This window comes from Aquirufa sp. HETE-40SA (assembly GCF_054558635.1).
On record NZ_JBPXKN010000003.1, the window covers coordinates 369,377 to 396,119 of the forward strand.

General features: G+C 42.6%; 25 protein-coding genes and 1 tRNA gene. 8 read left to right on the top strand and 18 right to left on the bottom strand.

Translation table 11 applies throughout. The annotated features are described in order from the left end of the window. Position 1 precedes the first annotated feature (1 nt). A complete protein-coding gene (locus ACRZ9O_RS09670; RefSeq protein WP_459458658.1) occupies positions 2 to 817 on the bottom strand; it encodes an SDR family oxidoreductase in 816 nt (271 codons plus the stop codon). Positions 818 to 926: 109 nt separating this feature from the next. Between ACRZ9O_RS09670 and ACRZ9O_RS09675 the strand changes: the two genes are divergently transcribed. Beyond that, positions 927 to 1,289, top strand: a complete 363-nt coding sequence (locus ACRZ9O_RS09675; protein ID WP_459458660.1) for a MerR family transcriptional regulator — start codon at positions 927 to 929, stop codon at positions 1,287 to 1,289. 184 nt (positions 1,290 to 1,473) lie between these two features. Here ACRZ9O_RS09675 and ACRZ9O_RS09680 read toward each other — a convergent pair whose 3' ends face one another. The 5 genes from ACRZ9O_RS09680 to ACRZ9O_RS09700 all read right to left on the bottom strand — a co-directional run bounded on the left by ACRZ9O_RS09680 (position 1,474) and on the right by ACRZ9O_RS09700 (position 6,221). Beyond that, positions 1,474 to 2,166 (bottom strand): CPBP family intramembrane glutamic endopeptidase, encoded by a 693-nt coding sequence (locus ACRZ9O_RS09680; protein WP_459458662.1) that lies wholly within the window; start codon positions 2,164 to 2,166, stop codon positions 1,474 to 1,476. Positions 2,167 to 2,474: 308 nt separating this feature from the next. Continuing rightward, a tRNA-Asn gene (locus ACRZ9O_RS09685) sits at positions 2,475 to 2,548 on the bottom strand. 76 nt (positions 2,549 to 2,624) lie between these two features. Continuing rightward, complete coding sequence (locus tag ACRZ9O_RS09690; protein ID WP_459458664.1) at positions 2,625 to 4,022, bottom strand: efflux RND transporter periplasmic adaptor subunit; 1,398 nt, start codon at positions 4,020 to 4,022, stop codon at positions 2,625 to 2,627. A gap of 67 nt (positions 4,023 to 4,089) precedes the next feature. Continuing rightward, a complete protein-coding gene (locus ACRZ9O_RS09695; protein WP_459458666.1) occupies positions 4,090 to 5,442 on the bottom strand; it encodes a TolC family protein in 1,353 nt (450 codons plus the stop codon). A gap of 95 nt (positions 5,443 to 5,537) precedes the next feature. Further along, positions 5,538 to 6,221 carry a M15 family metallopeptidase gene (locus tag ACRZ9O_RS09700; RefSeq protein ID WP_459458668.1) on the bottom strand — a complete coding sequence of 228 codons (684 nt, stop codon included), beginning with the start codon at positions 6,219 to 6,221 and terminating at the stop codon, positions 5,538 to 5,540. Positions 6,222 to 6,270: 49 nt separating this feature from the next. Between ACRZ9O_RS09700 and ACRZ9O_RS09705 the strand changes: the two genes are divergently transcribed. Continuing rightward, entirely contained in the window at positions 6,271 to 7,506 is a 1,236-nt protein-coding gene (locus tag ACRZ9O_RS09705; protein ID WP_459458670.1) for a nucleoside recognition domain-containing protein, read from the top strand. A gap of 215 nt (positions 7,507 to 7,721) precedes the next feature. Further along, the gene (locus tag ACRZ9O_RS09710; RefSeq protein ID WP_459458672.1) at positions 7,722 to 8,072 is read left to right on the top strand and encodes a four helix bundle protein; all 351 of its coding nucleotides are present in this window, start codon (positions 7,722 to 7,724) and stop codon (positions 8,070 to 8,072) included. Here the strand turns inward: ACRZ9O_RS09710 and ACRZ9O_RS09715 are convergent. The 9 genes from ACRZ9O_RS09715 to ACRZ9O_RS09755 all read right to left on the bottom strand — a co-directional run bounded on the left by ACRZ9O_RS09715 (position 8,050) and on the right by ACRZ9O_RS09755 (position 18,360). Further along, complete coding sequence (locus tag ACRZ9O_RS09715) at positions 8,050 to 8,541, bottom strand: UpxY family transcription antiterminator (protein WP_459458674.1); 492 nt, start codon at positions 8,539 to 8,541, stop codon at positions 8,050 to 8,052. The two genes, ACRZ9O_RS09710 and ACRZ9O_RS09715, sit on opposite strands and share 23 nt — an antisense overlap. Positions 8,542 to 8,543: 2 nt before the next feature. Then, complete coding sequence (locus ACRZ9O_RS09720; protein WP_459458676.1) at positions 8,544 to 9,797, bottom strand: nucleotide sugar dehydrogenase; 1,254 nt, start codon at positions 9,795 to 9,797, stop codon at positions 8,544 to 8,546. 1 nt (position 9,798) lies between these two features. Further along, positions 9,799 to 10,887: a GDP-mannose 4,6-dehydratase gene (gmd, locus tag ACRZ9O_RS09725; protein ID WP_459458678.1), complete on the bottom strand. Its 1,089-nt coding sequence runs from the start codon at positions 10,885 to 10,887 to the stop codon at positions 9,799 to 9,801. A gap of 40 nt (positions 10,888 to 10,927) precedes the next feature. After that, a complete protein-coding gene (locus ACRZ9O_RS09730; RefSeq protein ID WP_459458680.1) occupies positions 10,928 to 12,700 on the bottom strand; it encodes an AMP-dependent synthetase/ligase in 1,773 nt (590 codons plus the stop codon). 477 nt (positions 12,701 to 13,177) lie between these two features. Then, positions 13,178 to 14,725, bottom strand: coding sequence for an Ig-like domain-containing domain (locus tag ACRZ9O_RS09735; RefSeq protein WP_459458682.1), 1,548 nt, complete (start codon positions 14,723 to 14,725; stop codon positions 13,178 to 13,180). Positions 14,726 to 14,801: 76 nt separating this feature from the next. Beyond that, positions 14,802 to 15,686, bottom strand: a complete 885-nt coding sequence (locus ACRZ9O_RS09740; RefSeq protein WP_459458684.1) for a class I SAM-dependent methyltransferase — start codon at positions 15,684 to 15,686, stop codon at positions 14,802 to 14,804. After that, positions 15,686 to 17,545, bottom strand: coding sequence for a tRNA uridine-5-carboxymethylaminomethyl(34) synthesis enzyme MnmG (gene mnmG, locus ACRZ9O_RS09745; RefSeq protein WP_459458686.1), 1,860 nt, complete (start codon positions 17,543 to 17,545; stop codon positions 15,686 to 15,688). The genes ACRZ9O_RS09740 and mnmG overlap by 1 nt, the downstream gene beginning before the upstream one ends. Before the next feature lie 27 nt (positions 17,546 to 17,572). Then, positions 17,573 to 17,983: an rRNA maturation RNase YbeY gene (gene ybeY, locus ACRZ9O_RS09750; protein ID WP_459458688.1), complete on the bottom strand. Its 411-nt coding sequence runs from the start codon at positions 17,981 to 17,983 to the stop codon at positions 17,573 to 17,575. 23 nt (positions 17,984 to 18,006) lie between these two features. Next, complete coding sequence (locus ACRZ9O_RS09755; protein ID WP_459458690.1) at positions 18,007 to 18,360, bottom strand: YraN family protein; 354 nt, start codon at positions 18,358 to 18,360, stop codon at positions 18,007 to 18,009. 68 nt (positions 18,361 to 18,428) lie between these two features. Between ACRZ9O_RS09755 and lipB the strand changes: the two genes are divergently transcribed. Together lipB and ACRZ9O_RS09765 are read left to right on the top strand one after the other, a co-directional pair. Continuing rightward, positions 18,429 to 19,163 carry a lipoyl(octanoyl) transferase LipB gene (gene lipB / locus ACRZ9O_RS09760; protein ID WP_459458692.1) on the top strand — a complete coding sequence of 245 codons (735 nt, stop codon included), beginning with the start codon at positions 18,429 to 18,431 and terminating at the stop codon, positions 19,161 to 19,163. A 30-nt stretch (positions 19,164 to 19,193) separates the two neighbouring features. After that, a complete protein-coding gene (locus ACRZ9O_RS09765) occupies positions 19,194 to 19,919 on the top strand; it encodes a 3'-5' exonuclease (RefSeq protein WP_459458694.1) in 726 nt (241 codons plus the stop codon). On the opposite strand, the gene ACRZ9O_RS09770 is transcribed toward ACRZ9O_RS09765, so the two are convergent. Genes ACRZ9O_RS09770 through ACRZ9O_RS09780 form a run of 3 tightly spaced genes read right to left on the bottom strand, consistent with a single transcriptional unit; the run spans position 19,914 to position 22,813 of the window. Further along, on the bottom strand, positions 19,914 to 20,549 hold the full coding sequence (locus ACRZ9O_RS09770) for a DapH/DapD/GlmU-related protein (protein ID WP_459458696.1): 636 nt from the start codon (positions 20,547 to 20,549) through the stop codon (positions 19,914 to 19,916). The genes ACRZ9O_RS09765 and ACRZ9O_RS09770 overlap by 6 nt on opposite strands. Next, the gene (locus tag ACRZ9O_RS09775) at positions 20,550 to 21,731 is read right to left on the bottom strand and encodes a M14 family zinc carboxypeptidase (protein WP_459458698.1); all 1,182 of its coding nucleotides are present in this window, start codon (positions 21,729 to 21,731) and stop codon (positions 20,550 to 20,552) included. Continuing rightward, positions 21,731 to 22,813 (bottom strand): chloride channel protein, encoded by a 1,083-nt coding sequence (locus tag ACRZ9O_RS09780; protein ID WP_459458699.1) that lies wholly within the window; start codon positions 22,811 to 22,813, stop codon positions 21,731 to 21,733. Before ACRZ9O_RS09780 ends, ACRZ9O_RS09775 begins: the two co-directional genes overlap by 1 nt. 88 nt (positions 22,814 to 22,901) lie before the next feature. Here ACRZ9O_RS09780 and ACRZ9O_RS09785 point away from each other — a divergent pair, with 88 nt between their 5' ends. From ACRZ9O_RS09785 to ACRZ9O_RS09795, 3 genes are read left to right on the top strand one after another with little or no spacing between them, the layout of a single operon-like run. Beyond that, the gene (locus ACRZ9O_RS09785) at positions 22,902 to 24,326 is read left to right on the top strand and encodes a DEAD/DEAH box helicase (protein ID WP_459458701.1); all 1,425 of its coding nucleotides are present in this window, start codon (positions 22,902 to 22,904) and stop codon (positions 24,324 to 24,326) included. 10 nt (positions 24,327 to 24,336) lie between these two features. After that, positions 24,337 to 25,065 (top strand): tetratricopeptide repeat protein, encoded by a 729-nt coding sequence (locus ACRZ9O_RS09790; protein ID WP_459458703.1) that lies wholly within the window; start codon positions 24,337 to 24,339, stop codon positions 25,063 to 25,065. Positions 25,066 to 25,072: 7 nt separating this feature from the next. Continuing rightward, positions 25,073 to 26,563: a GH3 auxin-responsive promoter family protein gene (locus ACRZ9O_RS09795; RefSeq protein ID WP_459458705.1), complete on the top strand. Its 1,491-nt coding sequence runs from the start codon at positions 25,073 to 25,075 to the stop codon at positions 26,561 to 26,563. The last annotated feature ends 180 nt before the right edge of the window (positions 26,564 to 26,743 follow it).

A 26,743-nucleotide genomic window follows, 5' to 3' on the forward strand; every position in this document is an offset into this window, starting at 1 on the left:
TTTACAATTTGAAAAACATTTTATTCATTTTGAATATGAAGCCATACCCCAATAACTTATTCAATAGATTATAGAGTTTGGCGTCTTTTCCTGCCATATATCTTAATCTATTTTTTCCATCTGTTGCTGCCTCATAAATAACTTCAGTAACTACATTTGTTGATGAGGCATTTTTAATCATTTGCGGAAATGCGCTCATAATTTTACCTACAATATTTTGATAGGCACTTAACTTTTCGTCATTATTAAAATCAAAAGAACGACCTGCAAAATCTGTGGCTATTGCGCCGGGCTCAATTATTTTAACTTTTCCACCAAATTGTTCTACTTCATATCTTAATGATTCAGAAATACCTTCAACTGCGAATTTTGTCCCGTGGTATAATGAACCTAATGGGAAAGTCATTTTACCTCCCATTGAGGAAACGTTCATTACAATCCCCTTTTTGTTCTCTCTAAAATGCGGTAGAATAGCTCTAGTAACATCTAAAAGTCCAATAACATTGGTATTGAATTGACGTAGAATCTTTTCTCTTGGAAATGACTCTAATGGGCCGTAAGCACCATATCCAGCATTGTTGAGCAATACATCAATTCCTCCAAACTTTTCAATCCCTTTGGTTATTGCTTGGCTAATTGATTCCAAATCCAATACATCAAGTTTCGTCACAAAAACATTCTCCAAACCAATCAATTCGGTTTCGTTTTCAGGATTTCTCATCGTGGCTAAAACGTTCCATCCTTTTAGTTGAAAGAATTTTGCCGTTTCTTTTCCTATACCACTGCTTGCACCTGTAATAAAAATTGTTTGTCTCATTGTCTAATTATTTGTTTGAGTCACAAACATATTGTCATAATTTTAAACCTACAACAGTAGAGCATAGTCTATAGTTGATATTTATTTTTCAACACACTATATTTGTGATATGTTAATAAACGAGCTATCCAAAAAAACAGGCATCTCAATACACACAATCCGTTTTTATGAAAAATCAGGGTTGATAGAAGGTAAACAAGATGAATCAGTCAAATCGAATAATTACTTTCACTATGATGAGGTAACCGTTGAAAAATTGGAGTTCATTAGTGATGCCAAATCGGTTGGATTTACCATTAAAGAAATAGGTCAAATCATTGACGCCTGGTATAGCAGGAAATATACCAAGAAACAAAAACTTGAAATTCTTGATGACAAGTTGATTTCTTTGGAACAGAAGATTAAGGAGATTAAGGAGATGAAGAAACAGATACTTCAGTTCAAAGATGACGTGGTAAATGACAGGTGTTAGACTTATGAATAAAAAAAGGGCCATACTATCAAAGTATAACCCTTTTATCTTTTTACTCGCTCCCTTACTAGGTGGAATGTTGCAGCCATTTTCATTGTTTGAACTCGCCAGAATCAGGAAATTAAAGGATTGAACTTCTAAACAAATTACAAGACGAGAAATTTTAATTGATAAAACACGTATTTCAAACAGCTCTCGCAATTCTCTTGCGGAAGATGAATGCAAAAACCAAAATGAATAAAAATAAATGCAAAAATGTAATTAGAAAATAGATAAAATAAGAAACCTGAATTTGAGGAACTGGTAATTTTTGAACAAATAAACCGGAACCTATATTCCCTGCAGAAAAAACAAATGATTGAACAATATTCCAACCAAAATGCATACCAATTGGCGCATATAGAGAATTAGTTTTGTAGAATCCTAACGCATAAATGTAACCCGCTAAGAATGTAATAATAAAAATCCAGAACATTTGAACAGGGTTATTCAATACTCCAAATGTAAACCAATGATATATCCCAAATGCTATCGAAGAAATTAAAATCGCTTTTGTGCCTCCAAATCTTTTAATTAAGATATAGAAAAGAGCGCCACGGAAAATTAGCTCTTCATATATGACAGATTTTAAATTATACCAAACCGCGTTTAAAGTAAGCTGCCATTTCAAGGCAGGATTTAATATCCACAGTTCTTGCGCAAAGAGTATTCTTAACCAGAATGTTATTGAGCTACATACACCTGCAAGGATACAAAAAAGTAAAAGATAGGAAATTCTTGTTTTTGATGGATATAATCCCAAAACAGTTAGGTTCTCTTTTTGTCCCCATCGAATAATTAAATAAGATATTACAAGTTGAATTAATAGTCCAAGCATTCGATTTTTTTAATGTCATTCAAAAGATACATAACCATAATTTATAGACAAAGAAAATTGGACTAAACCTCTACTGACCTCGAACCACTAAATCCAACATTTAAACCTTCATTTTTAGTCATTAAACCATATTTCCATTTGAAAAACGGCATTCAATCCTTCAAAATTATGGTATTGAGTTGCAGCTTTTATGAAAATCCTCCTTTTGAAAATCAAAAAGTTGCAACCACAAAAAATGTGTCTTTACAGAAAGATATGATGGTTTTTAAACAAAAAAAGAGGTCACTTAGACCTCTTTTCTCAACTTGCTCCCTCTCCTGGGCTCGAACCAGGGACCCCATGATTAACAGTCATGTGCTCTAACCAACTGAGCTAAGAAGGAATTTTGTTCCTATTGGGACTGCAAAAATAGGGGGCTAAATCATTAAATGCAAGATAGCCCCCTGTTTTTTTTGATTTTATTTCTTATCAGCGGCCTTTTCTGCTGCTTTCGGATCCTTCTTCTTCACTAAGTCTCCTTCTTTCAGCTTCTTAGCTACCGTCGCATATGGCCCAGAAATAATCTCTTGTCCATCATTCAAACCGCTCACGATTTCGATATTTTCGAAATCCGAGATACCCGTTTTCACTTGGATCATTTTCGCTTTGCCTTTCTCCATTACGAACACTACTTCTTTTGTATTTTCCTTGCGTTTCTTCGCTTCTAAGGCATCGTTAGAGTTCGTAGCGTTCGTTCCGTCGTCTTCCTTCTTCATACCTTCCTTCGCTTCTGCGCCGATCTCACGAGTAGTTACAGCAGATAAAGGTACGGTCGCTATATTTTCCTTTCTGTTGGTCAAAATCTCCACAGACGCTGTCATTCCAGGCTTCAATGGATAAGACAATTTCCCTTTGATTAAGTCTGCATAAGAAGAACGCAACACACGAATCTTCACTTCAAATTCCGTTACCGCATCATTTGAAACAGCAGACGCTCCACTTGAATTCGCTGAACTAGCTATTTCATACACTACTCCTTTGAACTTGCGCTCACTAGATGAGAATGCGTCTACGTCGATTAATACCGTATCGCCAAGGCTTACACGTGTAATATCATTTTCGTTGACGTTCACACGTACTTCCATTTTATTCAAGTTCGCGATGCGTAACATCTCGGTTCCTGCCATTTGTGAAGTACCTACCACACGCTCTCCTAATTCAACATTTAACTTCGAGATGATACCACTTTGTGGAGCATAAATCGTTGTTTTTGTTAAGTTCGTTTTAGCCTCTTTTAATGCCGCTTCTGATGATTTCACATTGTAATTTGCGGCATTTACGTTTGCTTTTGCGGCTTCCAAATCTTGTTTTGCCACAGTATAGGCAGATACAAATTGATCAAAGTCGGCATCAGAAATGACTTTATCTTTGTGCAATTTAGCATTACGATCGTAATCTATTTTAGCCTTAGAAAGACGTGCTTCGCTTTGGGCTAACACCGCCTTACTTTGTTCCATGTTTGCCTTCGTAGCATTCATTTGTGCTTCAGCGCGTGCTAAAAGAGACACATAGTTATCAGGACGAATCTTCAACAACTCTTGACCAGCTACTACTGAATCGCCTTCCGCCACGTTCAAAGAAACAATCTCTCCTGAAACGTCGGGTGATAATTTAACCTCTACTTCTGGCTGGATCTTGCCAGACGCACTTACTTTTTCAATAATCGTCGAACGAGACACCTTCGCGAACTCTACTTCTGTAGGCTCCACTTTTCCGATCCATTCCATTTTTTTTGCCAGAAGTAATCCACCAAAAATCAATACCACTGCGCCCCCGATGATCATCCAAGTCCGCTTACTGTTGTTGTTAGTTGCCATAGTTTTAGTCAATAGTCGCTAGTCACTAGCCGTGTTTATCTATACTCTTTACTCTATTATCTCTACTCTAAAAGGTTAAGCTCTTCCCTTGATAAAAATCCAAAATCTTCGTTCTAAACACGAAGTCATATTTCGATTGTACCAAACTCAAACGCGCACGATCTAAATTCGTCTTTTGTAAGTTATAGCTCACAAAGTCGATTGTTCCTGCTCCGAAGCGACTTTCAGCCGCACGGAAAGACTCTTCTAAAGCAGACACCTGTGAAAGCCCTGCCTCGTATTTCATTGCTGCATTATTCAAGTTCACATAAGCTTGCTCAATGTTTTGGCGTAGTGTTAAACGCGCCCTAGATGCCTCAATGGAAGCGTTCTCGCGCTGTAAACCCGCTTGAGCGATTCTCGTTTTGTTTGCAAAACGGGTAAAAATAGGAATGTTTAAACCCAGAGAAATCACCTTGTTTTGGGTATTATTGATTTGATCAAAATAACCCATCGTTAACGCGTTCGACTGGTTAGCAGACATACTAGCATTTAAAGATAAGGTAGGTAGCGTTCCTGCTTTCGCTACAGAAATGCCTTTTAATGCGCTCTGAACACGCAAATCCGCCGCTTTTACAAGAGGTTGGATCGTTACGGCTTTGGCATATAAATCATCCATTCCGGTATCATAGCCGCTGGAACTAGGGACAGGAACTTGTATGCGCTGTAATTCGATTGAGGTGATACTTGAATCGTTTAATAATTGCAATAAGGTCAATTTATTGAGGTCCAAAGAACTCTGGAAACTCACCACATTAGACTCTTCATTCGCTAATTGCGCCTTCAAATCCAATAAATTAGAGGGTGCAAGGGATCCCGCATTCACTAATTTGTCCGTGCGAGTAATTTGTAATTTCGTGATTTCAGTCTGCGATTTTGCAATGCTTAGTTGATCCTCCGAATTCAAGATGGCTAAATAAGCCAGCACCACTTGTAAGGAAATGTTTTCCTTGATAGAGGCTAAATCTTCTTGGGAGGCCTTCAGGTTATAATCGTTTTGAAGAACTGTGTTACGGATTTGGCCCCCATTAAAAAGAAGCATCCCTGCGTTTAAACCCAAGTTATTGTAGTTAATGTTACGCGAATCGTACCCGTTCGTGAAGGGGTTAATACTCCGACCAAAACTAGCTGATTGGTTGATATTTGCGCTTAAATTAGGCAGCGCGTTATTTTTCGACTGTTGCAACTGCAATTGAGAATTGCGTAAACTCACCTCTGACGACTTCACGTTTAGGTTGTGTTGGAGTGCAATCTCAACCGCCTTTGTAAGCGATAATTGAACAGCGTTACCATTCGCCTGTATCGCAGAAGCATTCTGAGCTGTGGCTGAAATTCCGATTGCAAACAACAAAGCGGAAAGACTAACTATTTTTAAAGACATAAGGTCAAAAATAAAATGTATGCAAAGGTAAACATTCCCTGGAAAGCCGCTCCTGATTTTAGGATAAACGGCAAGGGTTCAGGATGAAACCCCCTTTAAGGTATTACTTGGAACATTTGTTTAGCTGTTTTACGAGAAAAGGCATTGAAGTGCCACCACTCATATTCGATGGCGGTAAAACCTGCTTGCGTCATTGCCTTTCTTAAGATGAGCCGATTATCGATGGCTTTTTGGCTTAATTTACCCGCCTTCAATAATCTTGCTTCCTCCTTAGGATAAGCCATTTCGCCAAAGAAATCATATGTAGTCCCCATCTCCAGCGGCTTCCCTTTCTCATCCGCCACTGTCAAATCAATCGCGCTGCCATAATTATGAATCGAATGCTCCTTCGGGTCCGCCACATAAGTCCGACGCTTTTCAGGTGTATACTCTGTTAATGTGTTCCAAAGTTCCCACTGCTTAGAAAGCGGTCTCGCTGCATCATAAATCAAAAAATGGTAACCCGGATGCGTCTTTTCCAAATTCTCTTGCGCCTTTTTCAGCTTCACAATCGTCTCTTTCTGCAAGTACGCGCGGGTCAAACAACCATACACGTTCTTCTTCATAAAATTATCAGTTGTCGCATATTTTAGCTCGACTAAAACGCCAGGAACCCGCTCAGTTACTTCCTGGAGGCCCTGTTTCTGCATCGACTGCTCGGCAGCGCAAGTCGTTTTTTGTGCCTTTAAAGAAAGACTTAGCAGCAGGATTATTCCTGCTTTAGCGAATTGACTCTTCATATTGACGGAATTTTCCCTAAATTTAATCGTTTTTTACCTCTGTGAACCTATGGCTTTAAATTGGATTTGGTTTTTGTTCTTCGGTGTCGCATTCGTCGTCGCCCTGATTCAATTCATTTTCTTCGGCAACGCCGACATTTTTAAAGTCCTAGTAGACGGCATGTTTGACTCCGCTGAAGTGGCCGTGATGAAAGTGGCTCTTCCATTAACAGGCGTCATGGCCTTTTTTATGGGCATCTTACAAGTAGGAGAGAAGGCCGGCGCGATCCATTTTTTAGCCCGCAAAATACAACCCTTCTTTTCTCGTCTTTTCCCAGAAATTCCTAAAGACCACCCCGTTCACGGCCAAATGATCATGAACTTCTCTGCAAACTTATTAGGATTAGATAACGCAGCGACGCCTTTTGGCCTAAAAGCAATGCAAGGTTTACAGGATTTGAATCCGGTCAAAGAAACCGCCTCTAACGCCCAAATCATGTTCCTCGTGCTCCACAGCGCAGGTCCCGTTTTAATCCCGCTTTCCATCATGGCCCAACGCGCCATTTATGGTGCCCAAGACGCCTCAGACGTATTTATTCCCTGCCTAATGGCCACCTACGCTGCCACCATAACGGGTTTGATTTTCGTCTCTTTAAAGCAAAAAATACGTCTGTTTGATCCCGTACTTTTCAGCTGGCTTTTCAGTATCACCGCCATCCTTGCCGGCATTTTATGGTACTTCAGCAGCCTCCCTAAAGAGCAAATCGACATCCAGTCCAAACTCTTCAGCAACGGCATCCTCTTCGCCCTAATCTTCTCCTTCATCGCCGCGGCCTTTTATAAGAAAGTAGATATTTTCGGAACCTTCGTGGAAGGCGCCAAAGGTGGCTTCGAAACCTCCGTCCGCATCATTCCCTACCTCGTGGGCATGCTGGTAGCCATCTCGTGCCTACGCAATTCCGGCGTGTTAGATTTCATCGTAGACGGCATGAAAATGGCCGTGAACTATATGGGAATAGATAATCGCTTCACAGACGCGATGCCTACCGCCCTTTTACACCCGGTTTCAGGTAGCGGTTCTCGCGCCATGATGATCGACACAATGAAAACCTTCGGGCCAGACTCCTTCGCTGGCCGCCTAGCCTGCGTCTTCCAGGGCTCCGCAGAAACAGTCCTTTTCGTTATCGCCCTTTACTACGGTTCTGTTCAAGTACGCAACATTCGCTACACGCTTTGGGCGGGATTAGCGGCGGATTTAGTGGGGATCCTTACAGCTATTTTTGTGAGCTATTTGTTTTTTGGATAAAAGTAGAGTAGAGAGTATAGATTAGAGATTATAGAGTAGAGAGTATAGATTAGAGATTATAGAGTGAGAGTATAGATTAGAGATTATAGAGTAGAGAGTATAGATAAAAAAGGATCCTCTCTCTACTCTATAATCTATACTCTTTTATCTTTTATCAATTAGTTGATAGGGTTCATTCTTTGGGTTAGCTAGTTTTGCGATCAAATAATCCACTAATGAAACCAAGCCCCGCCCAAACAAAATCATACGCATTCTCCATTAAAATGGTTTCACTTTGCCGAAAATTAATGGTTGTAGACAAAGAATATGTCTTAAGTAAGCAGCTGTTAAAGTCCTCTACATCCATTGGGGCAAATATCGAAGAGGCTATTGGAGGATTCTCCAGAAACGATTTTAAATACAAAATTTCGATTTCTTACAAGGAAGCGCGCGAAACGCGATATTGGATTCGTTTATTAATAAGCACCGGATATTTCTCAGAGGAAGACGGTCGATCTGCTTTAGCAGACTTAGATGAGTTGATGAAGATGCTGATGTCGACTCTTAAAACTTTAAATGGGGTATAGAGCGTAGTGCTGCAACAAGCTCAAAACCAAGGCTCTCTATCTTCAGCCTCACCTCATGCTTATTCTTTAGCCCCACAATCTTAGCAGTTTGGCCAGTGAGTGGACCAGATTCGATGGTGATGTAGTCGCCGATTTTTGCGGTGGTGCCGATGGTTTCTACCTCGAGGTGGTCAGCTAGAAATTGTTTGATGGCAAAGATGTCAGAGTCTTGGATGACTGCTGGTTTGTGGAGCCAATAGACGAAGTTGACTACACCTAAGGTGCGGCGAACGAGGCCGCTTTGTTTTTCTAGGTCGATGTTAACGAAAACGTAGGAGCGGAAGAGGACTTCTTCGACCCACTTTTTGCGGTCGGACCACTGTTTTTTGCGCTTGGTGGTAGGGCAATAGGCTTCGATGCCTAGCTCTTCGAGGCGCAAGGAGACTTTCTTCTCCATTCGGGATTTCGTATAAATCGCGTACCAGGCCATACTTATAAACGGGCGTCAGCTAGGTCTTTAGAAAGAATCGATTTGATGTCGAAAATGACTCCGTTCTCTGCTTTAAGGGCTGCGAAAGGAAGGTCAAGGAATTCGTTGTGGGCTACGGTTAAAACGATCGCTTGGTATTTATCGGCTAGTTTCGAAACTAGTTCGATGCCATGTTCGTGCTTCACTTCGGCTGGGTTTGCCCAGGGATCGTAGACGTCTACTTCCATGCCAAAGTCCACGAGTTCCTTGTAGATATCCACTACGCGAGAGTTGCGGATGTCTGGACAGTTTTCTTTGAAGGTGATGCCGAGCATGAGGGTTTTGGCGCCGGCGATTTTTTGACCTTTATTAATCAACAGTTTGACTAATTTATTCGCCACGAAAATACCCATGTTATCGTTCACGCGGCGACCCGAAAGGATCACTTGTGGATAATAACCTAGGCTTTCAGACTTGTGTAATAAGTAATAGGGGTCCACGCCTATGCAGTGGCCGCCTACTAAACCGGGTTTGAAATTCAAGAAATTCCACTTCGTTCCGGCGGCTTCTAATACCTCCGTGGTGTCGATGCCCATGCGGTCGAAAATCAAGGCTAATTCGTTTACGAACGAGATATTGACGTCGCGTTGGGCGTTTTCGATGGCCTTGCTCGCTTCCGCTACTTTCATCGAAGGCGCTTTGTGTGTGCCTGCGGTGATGATGGAGCGGTAAAGCTGGTCGACTTTTTCGGCGATTTCGGGAGTGGATCCAGAGGTTACTTTCTTGATTTTAGTCAAGGTGTTTACCTTGTCGCCTGGGTTAATGCGTTCTGGCGAATAGCCGCAAAAGAAGTCTACATTAAATTTCAATCCTGAGAATTTCTCTAAAACCGGAACGCAATCTTCCTCGGTGCAACCCGGATAAACGGTGGATTCGTAAATGACTAAATCTCCTTTTTTCAAGGCTTTTCCGATCATCTCCGATGCTTTCAAAAGGGGGCTTAAATCCGGCTTTTTGAAATGGTCAATAGGGGTCGGTACGGTGACAATAAAGGTATTGCAGGTGCTTAAATCAGCTGCATTCGAAGAGAATGTTAACGAAACCGAGGTTTTTAATTGCTCCGCGGTTACTTCTTGCGTACGGTCAAAGCCCTTGTTTAATTCCGCGATGCGGCTAGTATCTATGTCAAATCCAAGGGTGGGGAGATTTTTCCCAAACTCCACCGCCAGCGGAAAACCCACATATCCTAAGCCAATAATGGCAATCCGTGTGCTCATCTTATTTGTTCGAGAAAAGTTTAACGTCCGCCTGCACCATATCTTTTACTAAAGCGGCAAGGTCGTATTTTAGGGTCCAGCCTAGTTTTTCTTTAGCCTTCGTCGGATCTCCAATTAACAATTCTACTTCCGTAGGGCGGAAATAACGTGGATCGATAGCGATCACTTCTTGACCCACTGGTACTTGATAAGCCGGGTTCGCGCAAGAAACGACGGTTCCTTTTTCGTTCACCCCTTCGCCAGAGAAAGCGACTTCGATGCCTACTTCCGCAAAAGAAAGGCGGATAAATTCACGCACGGTTGTCGTAATTCCGGTCGCGATGACGTAGTCTTCGGGTGTATCTTGTTGCAAAATCAACCACATCGCTTCGATGTAATCTTTTGCGTGGCCCCAGTCGCGTTTCGCGTCCAAATTGCCTAAGTGAATCTTTTTTTCTTGTCCTAAAGCGATTTGGGCCACGCCTCTTGTGATTTTACGCGTCACGAACGTTTCGCCACGAAGCGGGGATTCGTGGTTAAATAGTATTCCGTTTACCGCGAACATGCCATAGGCTTCGCGGTAATTTACCGTGATCCAATAGCCATATAATTTGGCGACTGCATAAGGAGAACGGGGATAGAAAGGAGTCGTTTCGGATTGCGGAACTTCCTGTACCAGGCCGTAAAGTTCCGAAGTGGACGCTTGGTACACTTTCGTCTTTTTGGTCAAGCCTAGCAAGCGAATGGCCTCTAAAATACGCAAAGTTCCGATGCCGTCTACCTGCGCTGTATATTCTGGTTCGTCGAACGAAACTTTCACATGGGACATGGCCCCTAGATTGTAAATTTCATCTGGCTGAACCTCTTGAACAAGGCGAATGATGTTCGTGGAATCGCTTAGATCTCCATAATGCAAGATAAAAGAAGCCGAATCTACGTGTGGATCTTGGTACAAATGGTCGATGCGATCGGTATTAATCAAGGAGCTTCTGCGCTTGATTCCGTGCACGATATAGCCCTTATTTAAAAGAAATTCCGCTAAATAAGCGCCATCTTGTCCTGTTACGCCCGTAATGAGAGCTACCTTTTTTCCTGTCGACATACGATTCATTAAGAAATCAAAATTACGCAAAAAACGGGCCTAACACAATTTATTCATAGAGTGCCAAAATTGCTTTCTCGTGTTTCGCATAAATCGCCTTGCGCTTTAATTTCAATGTCGGGGTAATTTCTCCATCCGCCACCGTGAATAAGCGCGGCAATAGAACAAATTTTTTAACCTGTTCGTATTTCGCCACAGAAGCCATCGTTTCTTGGACTTCCTGTTCCATCTTAGCGAATACTTTTGGGTTTTTGATCAATGCCTCTGGACCATTTACACCTAAACCTTGTTGATCTGCCCAGACTTGCAAGGCATTAAATTCTGGGATAACGAGCGCTGATGGGAATTTTTGACTTTCTCCCACGACCATACATTGCTCAATAAAGGCCGATTCTTTCAGCTTATTCTCCACTAATTGTGGCGCCACATATTTTCCACCTGATGTTTTAAAGATTTCTTTCTTGCGATCTGTAATCTTCAAATATTTACCGTCCACCATTGTTCCAATGTCGCCGGTATGGAACCAGCCCTCTGAATCAATCGCTTCGGCCGTGGCATCTGGGTTTTTATAATAACCGACCATCACAGAATCTCCTTTCACACAAATCTCTCCGTCTTCTGCTATTTTTAATTCAATACAATCGATTAATGATCCCACGCATCCCACTTTGAAATCAATCGGCTTAACCCGTGATACAGAAATGACAGGTGAAGTTTCTGTCAAACCATATCCTTCAGAGACAGGAATGCCTGCTGCCCAGAAAACGCGAGATAAACGAGGTTGCAATGCCGCAGAACCTGAAGCGATCAAGCGCACATTTCCGCCCAAGGCTTCCCGCCATTTACTGAATATAACTTTTCTGTAGAACGCTAATTTAAACGAATCAATCAAGCCTAACTTCTCCATTGGATCGTACTTCAATCCAAATTCTAACGCACCAAAGAAAAGTGTCCTTTTGATGCCAGTGAGCTCATTTCCTTTGGCCAAAATCTTATCATATACCTTCTCTAATAAACGTGGAACCGAGGCAAACATCGCCGGTTTCACCTCGCGAATGTTATCCGCAATCGTCTCCATACTCTCCGCATAATAGACGGAAACGCCATAATACATATACATATACACGTCTGTACGCTCATAAATATGGCATAAAGGCAAGAAACTCAAAGCACAATCACCCGGCAATAAATCAAAGAAATTACCTCTCACTAAAGATTTTACATTACTAACAATGTTGTGATGGGTTAACATAACACCTTTAGGGCGCCCTGTCGTGCCAGAGGTATAAATAAGTGTTAATAAATCACTTGGCTTCACTGCATCCATCAAAGGTTGTAAAACAGCGGCATCTTTTCCTTCTCCTAATTCTTTTACTGACGTCCACATTTCTACATCCGCTACAGGATCAAACGTATAAATGCCTTTAATCAACTTATTTCCTTTTGAAGCTTCCTTTGCTTTTAAATACAATTCCTCGTTTTCACAGAAGACGTATTTCACCTCAGCATCTTTGAAAATATAGTCATAATCCTCAATGGTAATCGTAGGATACATAGGTACTGTAACACCGCCAATGACTTGAACAGCAAAATCTACAAAGTTCCATGCAGGACGATTTCCGGAAATGATCGCTATTTTATCACCTGGTTTTACTTTGAGTTCTAAAAGACCCAATGCTAAGGTTTGAATCGTCTCTAAAGTATCAGAAGTGGAATAATTTTTCCATTCTCCATCCCTCTTTAGATTAAAGAGATCAGCTTTTTGAAAATTTTTGTAAGCGATTAGTAAATCGAAGACGCGGGTGAATTGTTGATGAACCATTTGTTTGACGGGTTTAGAAGCGGCAATTTAGCCAAATTGTATTAAATATAGTTCTTTTTGCATCTAAATTACTTATCCACAAGTTATCCACAAGTAAAGGAGTGATTTAATCTTTTTTTATCTGATATAAATAATTTTTATACCTAAAATATCAAAAAAGCATCAAAATGTCTTTTCAAGCTTAAAAACTTATCCACACACATAAATTAAAAAAAGAAAAATATTTTTAAATCTCTTTTTTGTTTCTTCTTGTTGTTCTCTGTGGATAAGTGGATAAGTCTAATTCGTGTTTGTAAGTGCTTGATATGAGTAACTATTGTCTATTTGAAAGGCATTGTGTCTCTGTGGATAAGTGTCTAATAACTTGTGGATAACTTTATTCTTATCCACAGTGTCCAGTTAGGAGAAAAAGTTATGCACATTTGTGGGTTGTTTATGTGGATAGAATGTGGATAAAAATGGCAGTTATCCACAGTACTAAAGGGTATTTATCCACAAGTCACTTAATTGGAAATTGGCTTTTAATTTAATCTTTGTGTCGAAATAATAGATGGGCTCCGACTTGGTTTTTGTCTTATAGTTACCAATATCCCATTGACCATTCTTGTTTGTATCTACGATGGCTCTTAGGGTATAGATCCCTGGTTGTATGTTTTGAAAGGAACATGGGCCAGTACTTTTTTGCTCGTAGGCTTTTTCAAATTTTTCGCCTCTTAACAGTTGGTATATATAATTACCCGGTGTTCTAAACCCGCCCTCAATACTTCCCGTTTCTTCTGTATCTAAGCGTGTGATTAGCTGTTTAAATTCCTGTGTCGAATCTGCTTCTGGCCCCACAAAAGCTGTTTTTGATAGCGAAAGGGTGAATTTGTTTACTAAAGGCAAGAAGTCGCTTTTGATTGTTAATATATTTTGGAATTTATTCCAGCTGAATGCCTCGTCAGGGAACGTTAGGTCATCATCGTTTTCTGTCAAAATATGCACTTTCTTAGAGTCCCATTGTGAAACGGGTTTAGGGAAGATAATGAGTACAGAATCCGTTGCTACAATTAGTGTGCCTGCCTTAGGAAATACGTCAAACCCTAGTGGTGTTGTTTCTGGCTTATCTTTTTTAGCTAATTCTCTGAATTTAGCCTTAAGACTTAATTCATATTTTCTACCTATTGAGTCCTCAAGCGCCGCTTCTATTTTTAGTGTATCTGTTTTATTTAAATTACCGGCATAGATACGCAAATAGCGGTTGTTTTCGATTTGATAAATTGGCTTTTCGGCGGACGAAAAGCGCAATTCTGCGGCCGCAATTCCTCTATTAAATTCATATAAGACCGTTTTAGCTGTCGTGGTTGTTTTACTTAATTTTAGCGCATCCTGATTTTGCAGGGCGATTTTAAAGTCGCGCGTCTCATTTTTATTCAGGTCAATAAACGGTTCGGTAATAAAGTCAACCGATTCTTTAGCTGAATTGTAGACTAGATTATTATTCCCATCTTCAAATGCAGCCATATAGTATTTTCCTGCTGCCAAGTTTTCTAACGCATAAATGCCTGAGGTGTCTGTTCGTACAAAATAATAAGGTTTTGCCTTGTCTATTGATAAGGTGTCTGTGTAAGGATATAAACCAACGGTAACATTATCGACTTTTTTATTAGTCAATAAATGTTTCACCTGGCCCTGAATCTTTAAAGAGTCTATACTGTTAGAGGTGCTGAAAACGAGTTTGACATTCTTGCCTTTATTCTGTTCTGCTATATCTTCTATAGCATTTCTAAAATTAAAGGTATAGGTGGTGCTGTCTTTTAATGTGCTGTCCAAAACCAAAGTTAGTCCCATAGGCCGAATGCGCGTTTCGTAACTGCCTATGGAGGGGGTGATCAATAGTTCTTGATTCAAGTTCTTTACCGCAACGTATTCATTGAAATTCAATTCAATTTTTTTGCCCTTGTAATTTTTGCTTTTATTTAGGGGGATCGAGTTGATAACCACTGGTGCCAACGTGTCTTTTTTGCCACCAGGAGGCGAGGCCATTTGGGCACAACTTTGTAGAAATACCAAACTGACCCCTAAGCTTAGGAATACAAACAATAGGCTGAATTTCAAGTAGTTATACATGTTCAAATAGATACAAGTTGCTAGAGTAATTCGGCTTGCCCATCATTGCACGTAGGTTCGAAAGCAAGCCAATACAGAACGAATGCATCAGTCTTTTATTACCTGTTTTGTATTCGTTACTCAACAAAGAAATGTAAAAGCTATCAAAGATCAGTCCGCGACTCGTTTTCAATTTAAATCCGTATTTAGCCGCCAAAGCTGTAATGGTAGCTGGCGTAAAGTGGTGGATGTGCCGTGGAACATCATAGGCCGCCCAATGTTCTTCGAAATAATTTGCATCGAAGGAAGCGGGGTTAGGAAGGGCCAGCAAAAGTTTACCGTCCTTAGCTAGGCGGTTTTTAAAGAACTGAAAATATTCGTCAAGCTCGTATACATGTTCTAAGACATGCCACAAGGTGATTACCTGAAATTGCTTTTCTGGGGTGGTTTCTTTTAAAGATGGCGCAATGGTAAGTCCAGTTAATTTTGCAGCCCTTGCAGCGGTTTCTGGATCTAATTCGACGCCATTAATGTTCCACCCTTTTTCTTTTGCTGCCGCCAAGAAGTGGCCGTTTCCGCAGCCGATATCTAGCAATTCTTTATTCCCCTTTTTCTCTTGTTCAATCCAATTAGTCTTCGACTGCAAAGTGAATTTGCGCACTGCGTGGTAGAGCTTGTTTATTAGTCCCTCATTCGTATCGCTATGTGAAATATAGGCGCTTGCATGATAATAGGGCCCTGCTTCGTTTGCAGCAGGTCGTGGATTCGTGTAAATCAATTGACATGAATTACAAGTCACGATGTGGAACAGTTCGTTCGATACGGTATAATCTTTCGCCTTGAATTTCAAGGTTGAATCAGGAGATCCGCAAACCGGGCAGTTTTGTATATTTTCCATTAGCGTCCCATGAATAAAAGTAGAATTGAAACGTCAGATGCGGACACGCCAGAAATACGGCTTGCTTGTCCAATGGTCTGTGGTAAAATCGATTTCAATTTAATGCGCGATTCTGTCGAAAGTGTTTTGATTTTATCGTAGTCAAAATTTGCAGGAATGCTTAAGTCTTCCATCGATTTCATTTTGTCCACCATCAAACGCTCCTTCTCAATATAGCTTTCGTATTTTACCAATATCTCCACTTGCTCGCGAACCTCTTGCGAATAGTTTCTGACGATCGGTTCTACACTCGGGTGTGTTGCGATGCGGTCGAAGGATAAATCGGAACGGCGTAATAAATTCACGATAGGTGCCCCCTCTTTTAAGGTGGCACTTCCCTCCTGCTCTAGCCAGTCGTTTACTTCCGTTGGTTTTACTTTCGTATTTTTTATTTCTTCGGTTAAAGCCGCAACTTGCGCCTTTTTCTCTTGGAATTTATTCCAGCGTTGTTCGGTTGCTAAACCCAATTGGTAGCCTTTTGCTGTCAAGCGTTCGTCCGCGTTGTCTTGTCTTAGCAGCGTTCTAAATTCGGCGCGTGAGGTGAACATGCGGTAAGGCTCGTCCGTTCCTTTGTTAATTAAATCATCGATCAATACACCGATGTAGGCGTCTGAACGAGACAAGGTAAATGGATCAAGTTCGTGTGTTTTTAAGTGGGCATTGATACCAGCCATTAGTCCTTGGCAAGCAGCTTCTTCGTAGCCTGTTGTGCCGTTGATTTGGCCGGCAAAGAATAAACCTTTCACGCGCTTCGTCTCTAACGTAGGAGTCAACTGGGTAGGCGGGAAATAATCGTATTCAATCGCGTAACCAGGACGGAACATTTTCGCTTTTTCAAATCCAGGGATCAATCGAATCGCCTCGAATTGAATGTCCTCTGGCAAGGAAGTCGAGAATCCATTCACGTATATTTCTACTGTGCTCCAGCCTTCTGGTTCCACGAAAATTTGATGTGAATCTTTATCTGCGAAGCGGTTAATTTTATCTTCAACGGATGGACAGTATCGCGGGCCCAAACCTTTAATTCTACCAGCGAACATAGGTGAACGATCGAAGCCTTTGCGCAAGACTTCGTGCACTTTCGTATTCGTATGTGTAATCCAACAAGAGCGTTGTTCGGTTAATGGTGACTCCGTTAGGTATGAAAAAGAACTTGGATTCTCATCGCCCTTTTGTTCCTCCATCGCAGCGAAGTCTAGACTTCTTCCATCTACTCGTGGCGGAGTTCCTGTCTTCATTCTTCCAGATTCGAAACCTAAGTTTACGAGTTGTTCCGTTAGTCCAATGGCCATCGGTTCTGCCATTCTTCCTCCCCCAAAATTCTTCTCCCCTATGTGGATCAAGCCATTTAAAAAGGTACCGTTCGTTAGTACGACAGTGCGTGCTGTGAAGGTCATTCCCATGCGGGTGATGACTCCTTTCACTTCGCCTTTTTCTACGATTAATTGCTGAACAGAATCTTGCCAAAAATCAACATTCAAATTTCCTTCTAATGCATTTCTCCACTCCTCTGCAAAACGCATCCGATCGGATTGGCAACGGGGCGACCACATCGCTGGGCCTTTGGAACGATTCAACATTCTAAATTGAATCATGGTCTTGTCTGATATGATTCCAGACATACCACCTAAGGCGTCAATTTCTCTAACGATTTGACCTTTCGCCACACCCCCCATTGCTGGGTTGCAAGACATTTGGGCAATCGTCTGCATATTCATCGTGACCAACAAAACACGCGACCCCATTTGCGCCGCTGCATAAGCTGCTTCGCATCCGGCGTGTCCCGCTCCCACCACAATTACATCGTATGAATTTAGCATAGCTATGAATGTTTCACGTGAAACATTTTAGTATTGTTTAATGTAAAAATCTTCCTTTTCGGTCATTAATGCCTTGTCCTCTTTCTTCTTATCCTTATAACCGATTAGGTGTAATAAACCGTGCACCATGACGCGCTCTAATTCCGTTTCAGATGTCCCTAATTTCTCTCCGTTTTCCTTTACGCGATCGATGGAAATAAAGATGTCTCCTTCAATTTTCTTCGGGTCTTCCGAGTTGTCAAAAGTCACGATATCTGTTAGTGTATCATGGTTCAAATATTCTTGATTAATCTGTAGCAGATAATTGTCTGAACAGAAAACATAGCTTAACTCTAGGATTTTTTTTCCTTCTTGTTTCGCCACCTCATTTAACCAGGCTTTGTGTTTTAACTTCTCTTGTAAGGAGAATGTTATGTCCTCTATGCAAAATTGAATCATGAATACGCTATTAAACCGCGAATTTACGAAAAAGCATCCTCGAAATGCTTTATTTTAAAGGCTTGTGGATAAAAATTCACGGAAATGCTATCAAAACGCACCTCTTGGCGCCATTTGTGTTGGTATTGATAGGCGCAAGCGGCCCTGCTGATGAGCCTTATTTTGTTCTGGGTGATTTTTTGTTCGGGATGTCCGTGGGTATTTCTTCTTAGGGATTTGACCTCTATGAAGATTAATAGATCCCCCTTTTTTGCGACTATGTCAATCTCCGCTCGCTTGTATCGGTAGTTTCTTGCTTCGATGGTATATGCGTTTTTTAGTAGATAGTCTATGCTTATTTGTTCGCCTAATTTTCCTTGTGTTATATGTTTTGCCATTATTGTATCTTTGTTTTCCTAAAGGTAGCTCAGGTTTTTGCCAGGCGCTATCAGGCTCTTGATAAAGAATGAAGCAGAATAAAGAAGTCCAATTTGTTGATTTAAAACTGATAGAATACAAGGAAGCTTGGGATCTCCAGGAGACTTTGTTAAATCGCATAGCTACAGTGAAATTAGATAACAGAGGCCTGGAAGAAGACCACAAGGCTATCACAAATAATTACCTTTTATTCTGTCAACACCCACACGTTTATACCCTCGGTAAAAGTGGCGACGAATCACATCTATTGTTACAAGAATCGTTTCTTTCTACGATAGGTGCTACCTATTTCAAGACCAATCGTGGTGGAGATATTACTTACCACGGACCCGGCCAATTAGTGGGCTACCCTATTCTGGATTTAGAGAATTTCTACACGGATATTCATTTATATCTACGTATGCTAGAGGAAGCAATCATTAAGACTTGTGAGGGTTTCGGTTTAATGGCGGGACGTATCGACGGCTTGACTGGTGTTTGGATTGATCCTACTTCAGAGCAAGCACGAAAGATTTGCGCTATGGGTGTAAAAGCATCTCGCTGGATTAGTATGCACGGCTTTGCATTAAATGTAAATACAGACTTGTCTTATTTCTCACATATCGTGCCTTGTGGCATTGCGACTCGTGGTGTTACTTCGCTGCAGCAGGAATTAGGCAAAGAAATGGACATAAAGACCGTTTCTGCTATTGTTAAAGGGCATTTGAATGACTTGTTTAAAATGGAATTAGTGGATGTTTCACGTGAAACATTGAAAGCATAAGGTTTACGCGTTTCACGTGGAACAAAAATTATGGATACGTTAAAGAACTTCAAGAATACGCTCTTCATAGACATCGAAACTTCGTCTGGAGTATCCGATTTTGCCCTTCTTTCAGATAAGATGAAAGAATTTTGGATAAAAAAAGCGAAGAATTTAGTAAATCCAGCTAATATCAGCTTAGAAGAGATGTATTTTGAAAAGGCACCCTTGTATGCAGAATTTGGTAAGATTATCGTGGTGGGAATGGGCTTTTTGTTCGTAAACAAGGCGGGTGAGATGGCCTTAAAAGTGAAGACCATTGCACATGCTGATGAAAAAACGCTTCTCACCGAGTTCATAGCCTTCGTGAATAAGACCTATAAGTCGAGAGAATTGACGCTAGTTGCACACAATGGCAAGGAATTTGACTTTCCGTATCTGTGCAGAAGGATGTTGATTAATGGATTAGAGATTCCAAAATCTTTGCAATTACAGGGCAAAAAACCATGGGAAATTATCCACCAGGATACGATGGAGATGTGGAAGTTTGGCGATAGAAGATCCTATACTTCGCTGGAATTGTTAGCGGAATTGATGGGTATTTCAGGGGCCAAAGCAGATCTTTCCGGAGACCAGGTGAACCGTGTTTTCTATAAGGAAAATGGATTAGCTAGGATCAATGACTATTGCCTAGAAGATGTAATCGTAGTGGCGCAACTCTATCTTCGTTTTCACTTTTTAGATCTAGTTGCGCCAGAAAATATTGTCAAATTATAATGCCTTTGCCGGATTTCCGAACACACGTTTCGAGGCAGCGATATTCTCAATCACCACACTCCCTGCTCCTACTGTAGCGCTCTTTCCTACCTTCACACTTCCTACAATTGTCGAATGAATTCCGACATAGGCGTTGTTCTCAATAATAGCTTCTTTGCCTATCACAGAACCCGCTCCGATGGAAGCAAAATCAGCAATCTGTGCACCCGTTTCCACGATAGCGCCTGAGCCAATGATAACGTGATCGCCTAGTTTTGTTTCAGGTAAAATTTGGGCACCACTTCCGATGAATACACCGTAGGCAAGGCTTTTCACATCTGCGATATTGGCGGTAGGGTGTATGGCGTTTACGGGTTTTACTTCGCGCTCTTCTAAGATCAATTCGATCATTTTCTTGCGTTCAATGGGGTTTTCTAAAGCCACAAATACACCGCAGTTTTTGCCAATTAATTTGAAATATGACTCATCATCCGCTGTTCCTAGAACTGGAATTTCGCCTATGCTGGTGTCTTTTTTCTTAGGATCATCGTCTAAGAATCCGTAGATAACGACGTCGTTTTTTTGGAAAATATGAGCAGCTTCTAAGCCAAATGGATTTACTCCAATGATAATTACAGGTAATGAAGTCATTTAGGATTGTATTTTATGCGTGTAATCAGATAATTTAAAGCTTGGTTTTCCGTCTTTTAGTAAGACCAATTCAGTGTAATTTTCACCCAAAGAAATGCTTGAATCAGGGGAAAAATGTAAGTCTTTCCCGTCGATTTCTGTTAATCCATAGAACGGCGACATATCTCCGATGTTCTCTACCACCCAGGAATAATGAATATTTCCGTCTGTCATCGGCGTTTCTACGAGGTTGAATAAGACGTCTGCGCGAACCGTTGCACTTAGTGGTGCATCGGTGATTTTGATGTCTACAATCGCGCGTTCATTGGTAGGTAAAGCTTCGTATTCCGCAATGGATTCTGATGCAAAGCTTCCCTCTGCAATCGCGCAGAAGGCATCGAGGAGTAGACAGGCGTTTAATTTGCGTAGCGATTGTTTTTCTAGATCCCATCCTGCGCCGCCGGATTCTAATAATACCAACCCGTATCCGCGAGAAGAGAAGGTGTCACCAAAGGCGCGAGACTCAAACTCGTCTGTCCATTTTGCGATCTTACCCGGGATGAGGGGTTGGATTTGGCGTAACATTCGTTGGCAGATTTGGCCTGCGCGCATGCGGGATGGAGTCCAGGTTCCTGCATCGTCCCCTGTGGTGGCTAGGAAGGCGATATGGGTTTGTTCTGGGCTATTGCCTACAGAATACAAACGGTTTTGATCGTGTAAATTGAAGGCGAATGCGGGCTTGATTTCGTCAGCCCAAGCCGATAAAATGCGTGCTTCTACCGAGTTTTGCTTTGTAGCATCCCGGTTCATATCGATACCTAATGCCGTTTCACGTTGCCATCTTTCTGCCCCGTCTGCATTCAGGCGGGGAATGATGCGCAAGGTAATTTTCTGATGCAATTTTTGCTTAATCTCAGTACTAAGATCGGTAGATGTGGCTAATAAACGAAAAATATCAGCTAAAGCCATCGTCGCTGTCGCTTCGTCTCCGTGCATTTGGGACCAAGCAATCACTTGGATGGGACCCTCGCCGTAGCGAACTTCATGGATGGGTCTTCCCTCTTCGGTTTTACCTAGTTCTCTTACGGCAAAATGCGAAGACCATTCAGTGATTAATTCTTGCCAATGAGCCGCTGAAAAACGGCGTTTTGTTAGTCGATTTTCGCGGAAGGAGTCGTAGTGTTCGAAGGCTTTATTAAACATCAGTAAATTGGTTTAGGCAAATAATCTGCCCAGGTTTGAGACGCAAAGATTCCTTTTTTTCCTGAACCGAACAAGACGATTAAGGTAATGACTAGATAACATACCCAGGCAGATGGACCGAAAAGTTCCATGCCTAAGAAGGTGGCGGCAAGCGGAGTTTTGGCAAGACCACCATACAAACTGACGAAGCCGATGGCTGCCGATAATCCCAAAGGCAACGAAAGCCAAGACGCAAATCCGGACGCCGCGTGTGAGCCAATTAAAAATAAGGGTGTGGCTTCTCCCCCTTTAAATCCTAGTACTAAACTCAGGTTAGTCGCGAGTAATTTCCAGAGTGCGAAGTCTGGTGTGGCCGACGTAAATGGTCGTAATAAAAATTCCGAACTGAGTCCGCGAGTTTCATGAAACACTGGGACGCTAAGGACGCCGAACAAAATTAGCCCCGCGAGAATCCCTTTTAGCAGACCTTGTACGGGCGATTTCTCGAACGCAGAAATTATAATCGATTCTGAGCGTTTATAGGCAAGGGCAATTAGGGCTAAAAATAGGCCTAGGAGGACCAATTTCGCATAAAACTCCCCTGAAAATGAGGTTAAAAAAATAGTAGGGTAAGAAAGATGTTTTGTGCCGTACACGTGGAGACTCACATAATTCGCGAAAAAGGCGGCTAAAAGGCAGGCTGGGATGTGGCGAAAATTAATTTTCCCTACCACTCCTACTTCAAGCGCGAAGAAGGCTCCGGCTAACGGTGTCCCAAAAATGGAGGCGAAGCCAGCGGCCATGCCGGCTTTGGAAAAAAGGTCTTTGGAGAAATTCGTTGATTCGGGAATTTTCTCTCCGAGTATTCGACCCATAGCTACCGCGACTCCTTCTCTTCCCACTGAGGCTCCGGCTAGGTGGCTGAGCCAAGTTGAAGGGATAATGAGGTAGGCTGGGACTTTGAAACTTTGGAACACTAAACCTACAAGTGGCAAGGCATATAAATAGGATCCGTTGTGTTGAATCCAATCTAGGCCGGCTAAAAATAGCGAAGAAAGGCTCCCTGTGGCAAAGGAGAGTGCGACCAATAGGCCTAGATTCATTAGAAATGCCTTAATTCGAGCCAAAACAACAATAATTTTGTTTCAAAGGTAAGAATTATATTTTCCCTACCTTTGCAAATCTACTACAATGCCGAATCCAATGGATGAATTTTTAAGTTTGGGATTAAATCCACAGTTACAACGCGCGTGTACCGCGGTGGGTTATACAAAACCAACTCCCATTCAGGAGAAGGCGATTCCGTTGTTATTGCAAGGGCATGATTTGCTGGGAATTGCGCAGACGGGGACCGGAAAAACGGCCGCTTATGCCTTGCCTATTTTGATGCGCTGCAAATATGCGCAGGGAAAGAATCCGCGGGCCTTGATTTTAGCGCCTACCCGCGAGCTGGTGATGCAGATTCACACTGTGATGATCGGCTTAGCGCAGTTTACGGACTTGCGTATTTTAGCCTTATACGGAGGATTAGGGCCAAAACCCCAGATCCAAGCCCTCGAAGAAGGCATCGACATCCTCGTTTCTACGCCGGGTCGATTTTTAGAATTGTACCGCAAGGATGTGATCGTGGTGAAGGAATTGAAATTCTTGATTTTAGACGAAGCAGATAAGATGATGGATATGGGCTTTATGCCGCAGATTCGTCAGATTTTGGAGAAGATACCCTACAAAAAACGAATGAACGGATTGTTTTCCGCGACCTTCCCAGAGAAGGTAGAGAACTTATCCCACGAGTTTTTGGAGTTTCCGATGAAGATCGAAATCACCCCGCAGGCAACGCCAGCGAGCCAGGTGACGCAATCGGTCTACGAGGCACCTAACTTATTAACAAAGCTACACGCCCTTGCTTACTTTATGCAAAACCCTGACTTTCATCGGGTTATGGTGTTCTGTCGTTCGAAAGATGCGGCAAATGAGGTAGAGAAGTGGCTGTTGAAATCCTTACCGAAAGACCAAGTTCGCGTGATTCACTCGAACAAGGGCCAGAACACGCGTATCAATGCCATGGCCCAATTCCGCGAGGGAAATGTGCGCGTTTTAGTGACCACGGATGTGGCGGCTCGCGGGATCGATATCCCGAAAGTTTCCCACGTGATCAACTTCGATGTTCCCTTGATTTACGAGGATTATGTTCACCGAATCGGCCGAACCGGTCGCGCGGAGGAGATAGGGGAGTCAATTACCTTTATTACGTTAGCGGAAAGTTACCATTGGACGAAGATCGAGGAGATCATTCAGCAGAAGATCGAGATCGAGCAATTGCCAGAGGGAATCAAGATCGAAGAAACCCCATTTTTAGAGCAACAAGATATGTTACGCGCGGTCGATGACCAGCGTAAACGCGAGGATCCCGATTTTAAGGGGGCGTTCCACGATAAGAAATGGGTGATCAAGGCGAAGGCTTCGGGCAAGAAAGTGCCTCAGAAAAAAGCCGTTACCAAAGCTGGACCCAAAGGCGGCGCCGTACAAGGCCCCAAGCCCATCGTCCGTAATAATCGCCCAGGAAAGAATGCAAAATTCCGTCCCGGCGCAGCATCCAATAAAAAGAAACGTTAGTTTTGTGATTATGAAGAGAGTTCTGTTATTGTGTTTGATTTCGTTTGCTAGCATCACTGCATTCTCGCAAACAAAGAAGGAAGCGGCGCCGAAGGCGCCGGCTACGCCGATTATGAAAACTCTGGCCCGCGCAGCGAAGTACGAAGTTTTGTATGGTTCTAAGCCCCTTTCTAAAGCCGATCAAAAAGAGTTAAATGAGTTTGTGGCGAGCTGTGATGCTTCCTTTCCCTCAAGAGCTGAAGCCGTGATGTTTTTTGCGGAGCGCGCTTGGGAATATGTGGCCTCTGCGCGTTTAGACACAGCAGCCCACCGTTTTAATTTAATCAGTGCATTAGATCCGAATAGCGTGGATGCTTTCTGGGGTTTGGGTGTTATATCCTACCAAAGAGGAGACAATGATCTCGCTATTCGCTTGTTAAACAAGGGATTAGAGTTAGATTCTACGCAATCAATGATGCGCGTGGATTACGCTATTGTGAAGTTAAGCTGTTATGAGAAGGGATTGGATTGTGGAACGTTAGATGAGGTGGATGCGGAATTAAAACATGCGCTTCAGCAGGATCCCAATAACGCGAATGCATTAATGAAGCGCTGTCAAGTGGCGTATTACAAAGAAAATTATGAGTTAGCGTGGAAGTATTTTCACGAAGCTCGAGTGGTTGATATTTTGCAGTTGGACGTGAATTTTGGGGCGCTTTTAGTGGCCAAAATGCCCGACCCCCTAGGTATATTTAAATAGCGTAACGATGGGTATTCGTTCCTTTTTTGCCAAACCCCTAGCGGCCCACGTCGTTAAAAAGTACCGATTAAGCCAACAGCAGGCCTTTGAGCGCCAAGACTTTTGGCTGAAGCAAATGGTGGCGAAAGCAGAGAAAACCCTTTTTGGACGCGGTCACTCCTTCTCCAAAATCAAGAACTACCTCGACTACCGCTCTAACGTACCCATCTTCGAATACGAAGACATCAAACCCTATATCGACGAAGTGGTGGCGGGCAAGGAAGATATTCTTTGGCCTGGAAAACCAGCCTATTTTGCCAAAACCTCCGGCACCACCTCTGGCGTCAAATACATTCCCATCTCATCGGATTCGATGCCTTTTCACATCACCGCCGCGCGGGATGCCTTGTTGCATTATGTGTATTACAGTGGAAATGCATCGTTTTTAGATCGGAAATTGATTTTTTTAAGTGGCTCGCCGGAAATGACCGAGACTAATGGCGTGCCTACGGGTCGCCTATCTGGAATCGTGAATCACCATGTTCCAGGTTATTTGCGCGGCAATCAAATGCCGACCTACCAGACGAATTGCATCGAAGATTGGGAACAAAAGCTCGAGGCCATTGTGCAGGAGACTATTTCAAAGCGGATGGGATTAATTTCCGGGATTCCGCCTTGGGTGCAGATGTATTTTGATCGTCTAGAGGAATTATCTGGCAAAAAAATAGGCGACCTCTTCCCCGATTTCCAGGTCTTCGTGACTGGTGGCGTGAACTTCGAGCCTTACCGCGAGAAACTACTGGCCTCGATAGGCCGAGAAATTGACGTGGTGGAGACATATCCTGCTTCGGAAGGGTTCATTGCGTTTGACGACTCTTCTGGCGAACCAGGGCTTTTATTGAACGTAGACGGCGGAATTTTCTTCGAGTTTGTTCCTACGGATACGTATTTTGGCGCTAACCCTATCCGCTTAAGCCTAACGGAGGTCTCATTAGACGTGAATTACGCGCTCTTGTTAACGACGAATGCCGGCCTTTGGTCCTATTCCATCGGCGATACCGTCAAGTTCGTTTCCTTGAACCCGTACCGCATTGTGGTGACGGGACGGATTAAACACTTTATTTCTGCTTTTGGTGAACACGTAATCGCTGAAGAAGTCGAGAAAGCATTAGCTGCTGCACTTTCCGCTTGCCCTGAAGCGCGAGTGGTGGAGTTCACTGTTGCACCGCAGGTTTCTCCTGCGTCTGGTTTGCCTTATCACGAGTGGCTTATCGAGTTTTCATCGCCGCCGTCGTCTTTATCTACATTTCAGGAGGCTTTAGACGCGTCGATGTGCGCGCAAAATATCTATTACCGTGACCTGATCACTGGGTCTATCTTGCGTCCTTTAGTGCTTACCTCGCTTCCTGCAGGTGCTTTTATCTCGTATATGAAGTCACAGGGTAAATTAGGGGGCCAAAACAAAGTTCCCCGCCTCTCGAATGACCGGGTGCTGGCGGAAGGCGTCCTGCGAACGTAGTCACGGCAGAGCCGCTTAGTCACCTTCGGTTTAGTCAATGAGTCGCCTGCGGCTTAGTCATCGCTTCGCGATTTAGTCTGATACGTCGACTTGGTGCTCTGGAGGCAATAAGGTGTGAAATAAAGCGCGTGGTATGCAGAGGGCTTTTCAGGTATTGACAGAAAGTGTCAATAGTCAATA

Coding starts and splice junctions, on each gene's coding strand:
- mnmG (WP_459458686.1), bottom strand. CDS start 17,545: ATGCTAAATTCATACGATGTAATTGTGGTGGGAGCGGGACACGCCGGA.
- gmd (WP_459458678.1), bottom strand. CDS start 10,887: ATGAATCGTATGTCGACAGGAAAAAAGGTAGCTCTCATTACGGGCGTA.
- ACRZ9O_RS09730 (WP_459458680.1), bottom strand. CDS start 12,700: ATGGTTCATCAACAATTCACCCGCGTCTTCGATTTACTAATCGCTTAC.
- lipB (WP_459458692.1), top strand. CDS start 18,429: ATGAAGCAGAATAAAGAAGTCCAATTTGTTGATTTAAAACTGATAGAA.
- ACRZ9O_RS09705 (WP_459458670.1), top strand. CDS start 6,271: ATGGCTTTAAATTGGATTTGGTTTTTGTTCTTCGGTGTCGCATTCGTC.
- ACRZ9O_RS09675 (WP_459458660.1), top strand. CDS start 927: ATGTTAATAAACGAGCTATCCAAAAAAACAGGCATCTCAATACACACA.
- ACRZ9O_RS09720 (WP_459458676.1), bottom strand. CDS start 9,797: ATGAGCACACGGATTGCCATTATTGGCTTAGGATATGTGGGTTTTCCG.
- ACRZ9O_RS09695 (WP_459458666.1), bottom strand. CDS start 5,442: ATGTCTTTAAAAATAGTTAGTCTTTCCGCTTTGTTGTTTGCAATCGGA.
- ACRZ9O_RS09790 (WP_459458703.1), top strand. CDS start 24,337: ATGAAGAGAGTTCTGTTATTGTGTTTGATTTCGTTTGCTAGCATCACT.
- ACRZ9O_RS09765 (WP_459458694.1), top strand. CDS start 19,194: ATGGATACGTTAAAGAACTTCAAGAATACGCTCTTCATAGACATCGAA.
- ybeY (WP_459458688.1), bottom strand. CDS start 17,983: ATGATTCAATTTTGCATAGAGGACATAACATTCTCCTTACAAGAGAAG.
- ACRZ9O_RS09775 (WP_459458698.1), bottom strand. CDS start 21,731: ATGTTTAATAAAGCCTTCGAACACTACGACTCCTTCCGCGAAAATCGA.
- ACRZ9O_RS09780 (WP_459458699.1), bottom strand. CDS start 22,813: ATGAATCTAGGCCTATTGGTCGCACTCTCCTTTGCCACAGGGAGCCTT.
- ACRZ9O_RS09715 (WP_459458674.1), bottom strand. CDS start 8,541: ATGGCCTGGTACGCGATTTATACGAAATCCCGAATGGAGAAGAAAGTC.
- ACRZ9O_RS09755 (WP_459458690.1), bottom strand. CDS start 18,360: ATGGCAAAACATATAACACAAGGAAAATTAGGCGAACAAATAAGCATA.
- ACRZ9O_RS09710 (WP_459458672.1), top strand. CDS start 7,722: ATGAAACCAAGCCCCGCCCAAACAAAATCATACGCATTCTCCATTAAA.
- ACRZ9O_RS09770 (WP_459458696.1), bottom strand. CDS start 20,549: ATGACTTCATTACCTGTAATTATCATTGGAGTAAATCCATTTGGCTTA.
- ACRZ9O_RS09690 (WP_459458664.1), bottom strand. CDS start 4,022: ATGGCAACTAACAACAACAGTAAGCGGACTTGGATGATCATCGGGGGC.
- ACRZ9O_RS09735 (WP_459458682.1), bottom strand. CDS start 14,725: ATGGCCTCGCCTCCTGGTGGCAAAAAAGACACGTTGGCACCAGTGGTT.
- ACRZ9O_RS09700 (WP_459458668.1), bottom strand. CDS start 6,221: ATGAAGAGTCAATTCGCTAAAGCAGGAATAATCCTGCTGCTAAGTCTT.
- ACRZ9O_RS09785 (WP_459458701.1), top strand. CDS start 22,902: ATGCCGAATCCAATGGATGAATTTTTAAGTTTGGGATTAAATCCACAG.
- ACRZ9O_RS09795 (WP_459458705.1), top strand. CDS start 25,073: ATGGGTATTCGTTCCTTTTTTGCCAAACCCCTAGCGGCCCACGTCGTT.
- ACRZ9O_RS09670 (WP_459458658.1), bottom strand. CDS start 817: ATGAGACAAACAATTTTTATTACAGGTGCAAGCAGTGGTATAGGAAAA.
- ACRZ9O_RS09680 (WP_459458662.1), bottom strand. CDS start 2,166: ATGCTTGGACTATTAATTCAACTTGTAATATCTTATTTAATTATTCGA.
- ACRZ9O_RS09740 (WP_459458684.1), bottom strand. CDS start 15,686: ATGGAAAATATACAAAACTGCCCGGTTTGCGGATCTCCTGATTCAACC.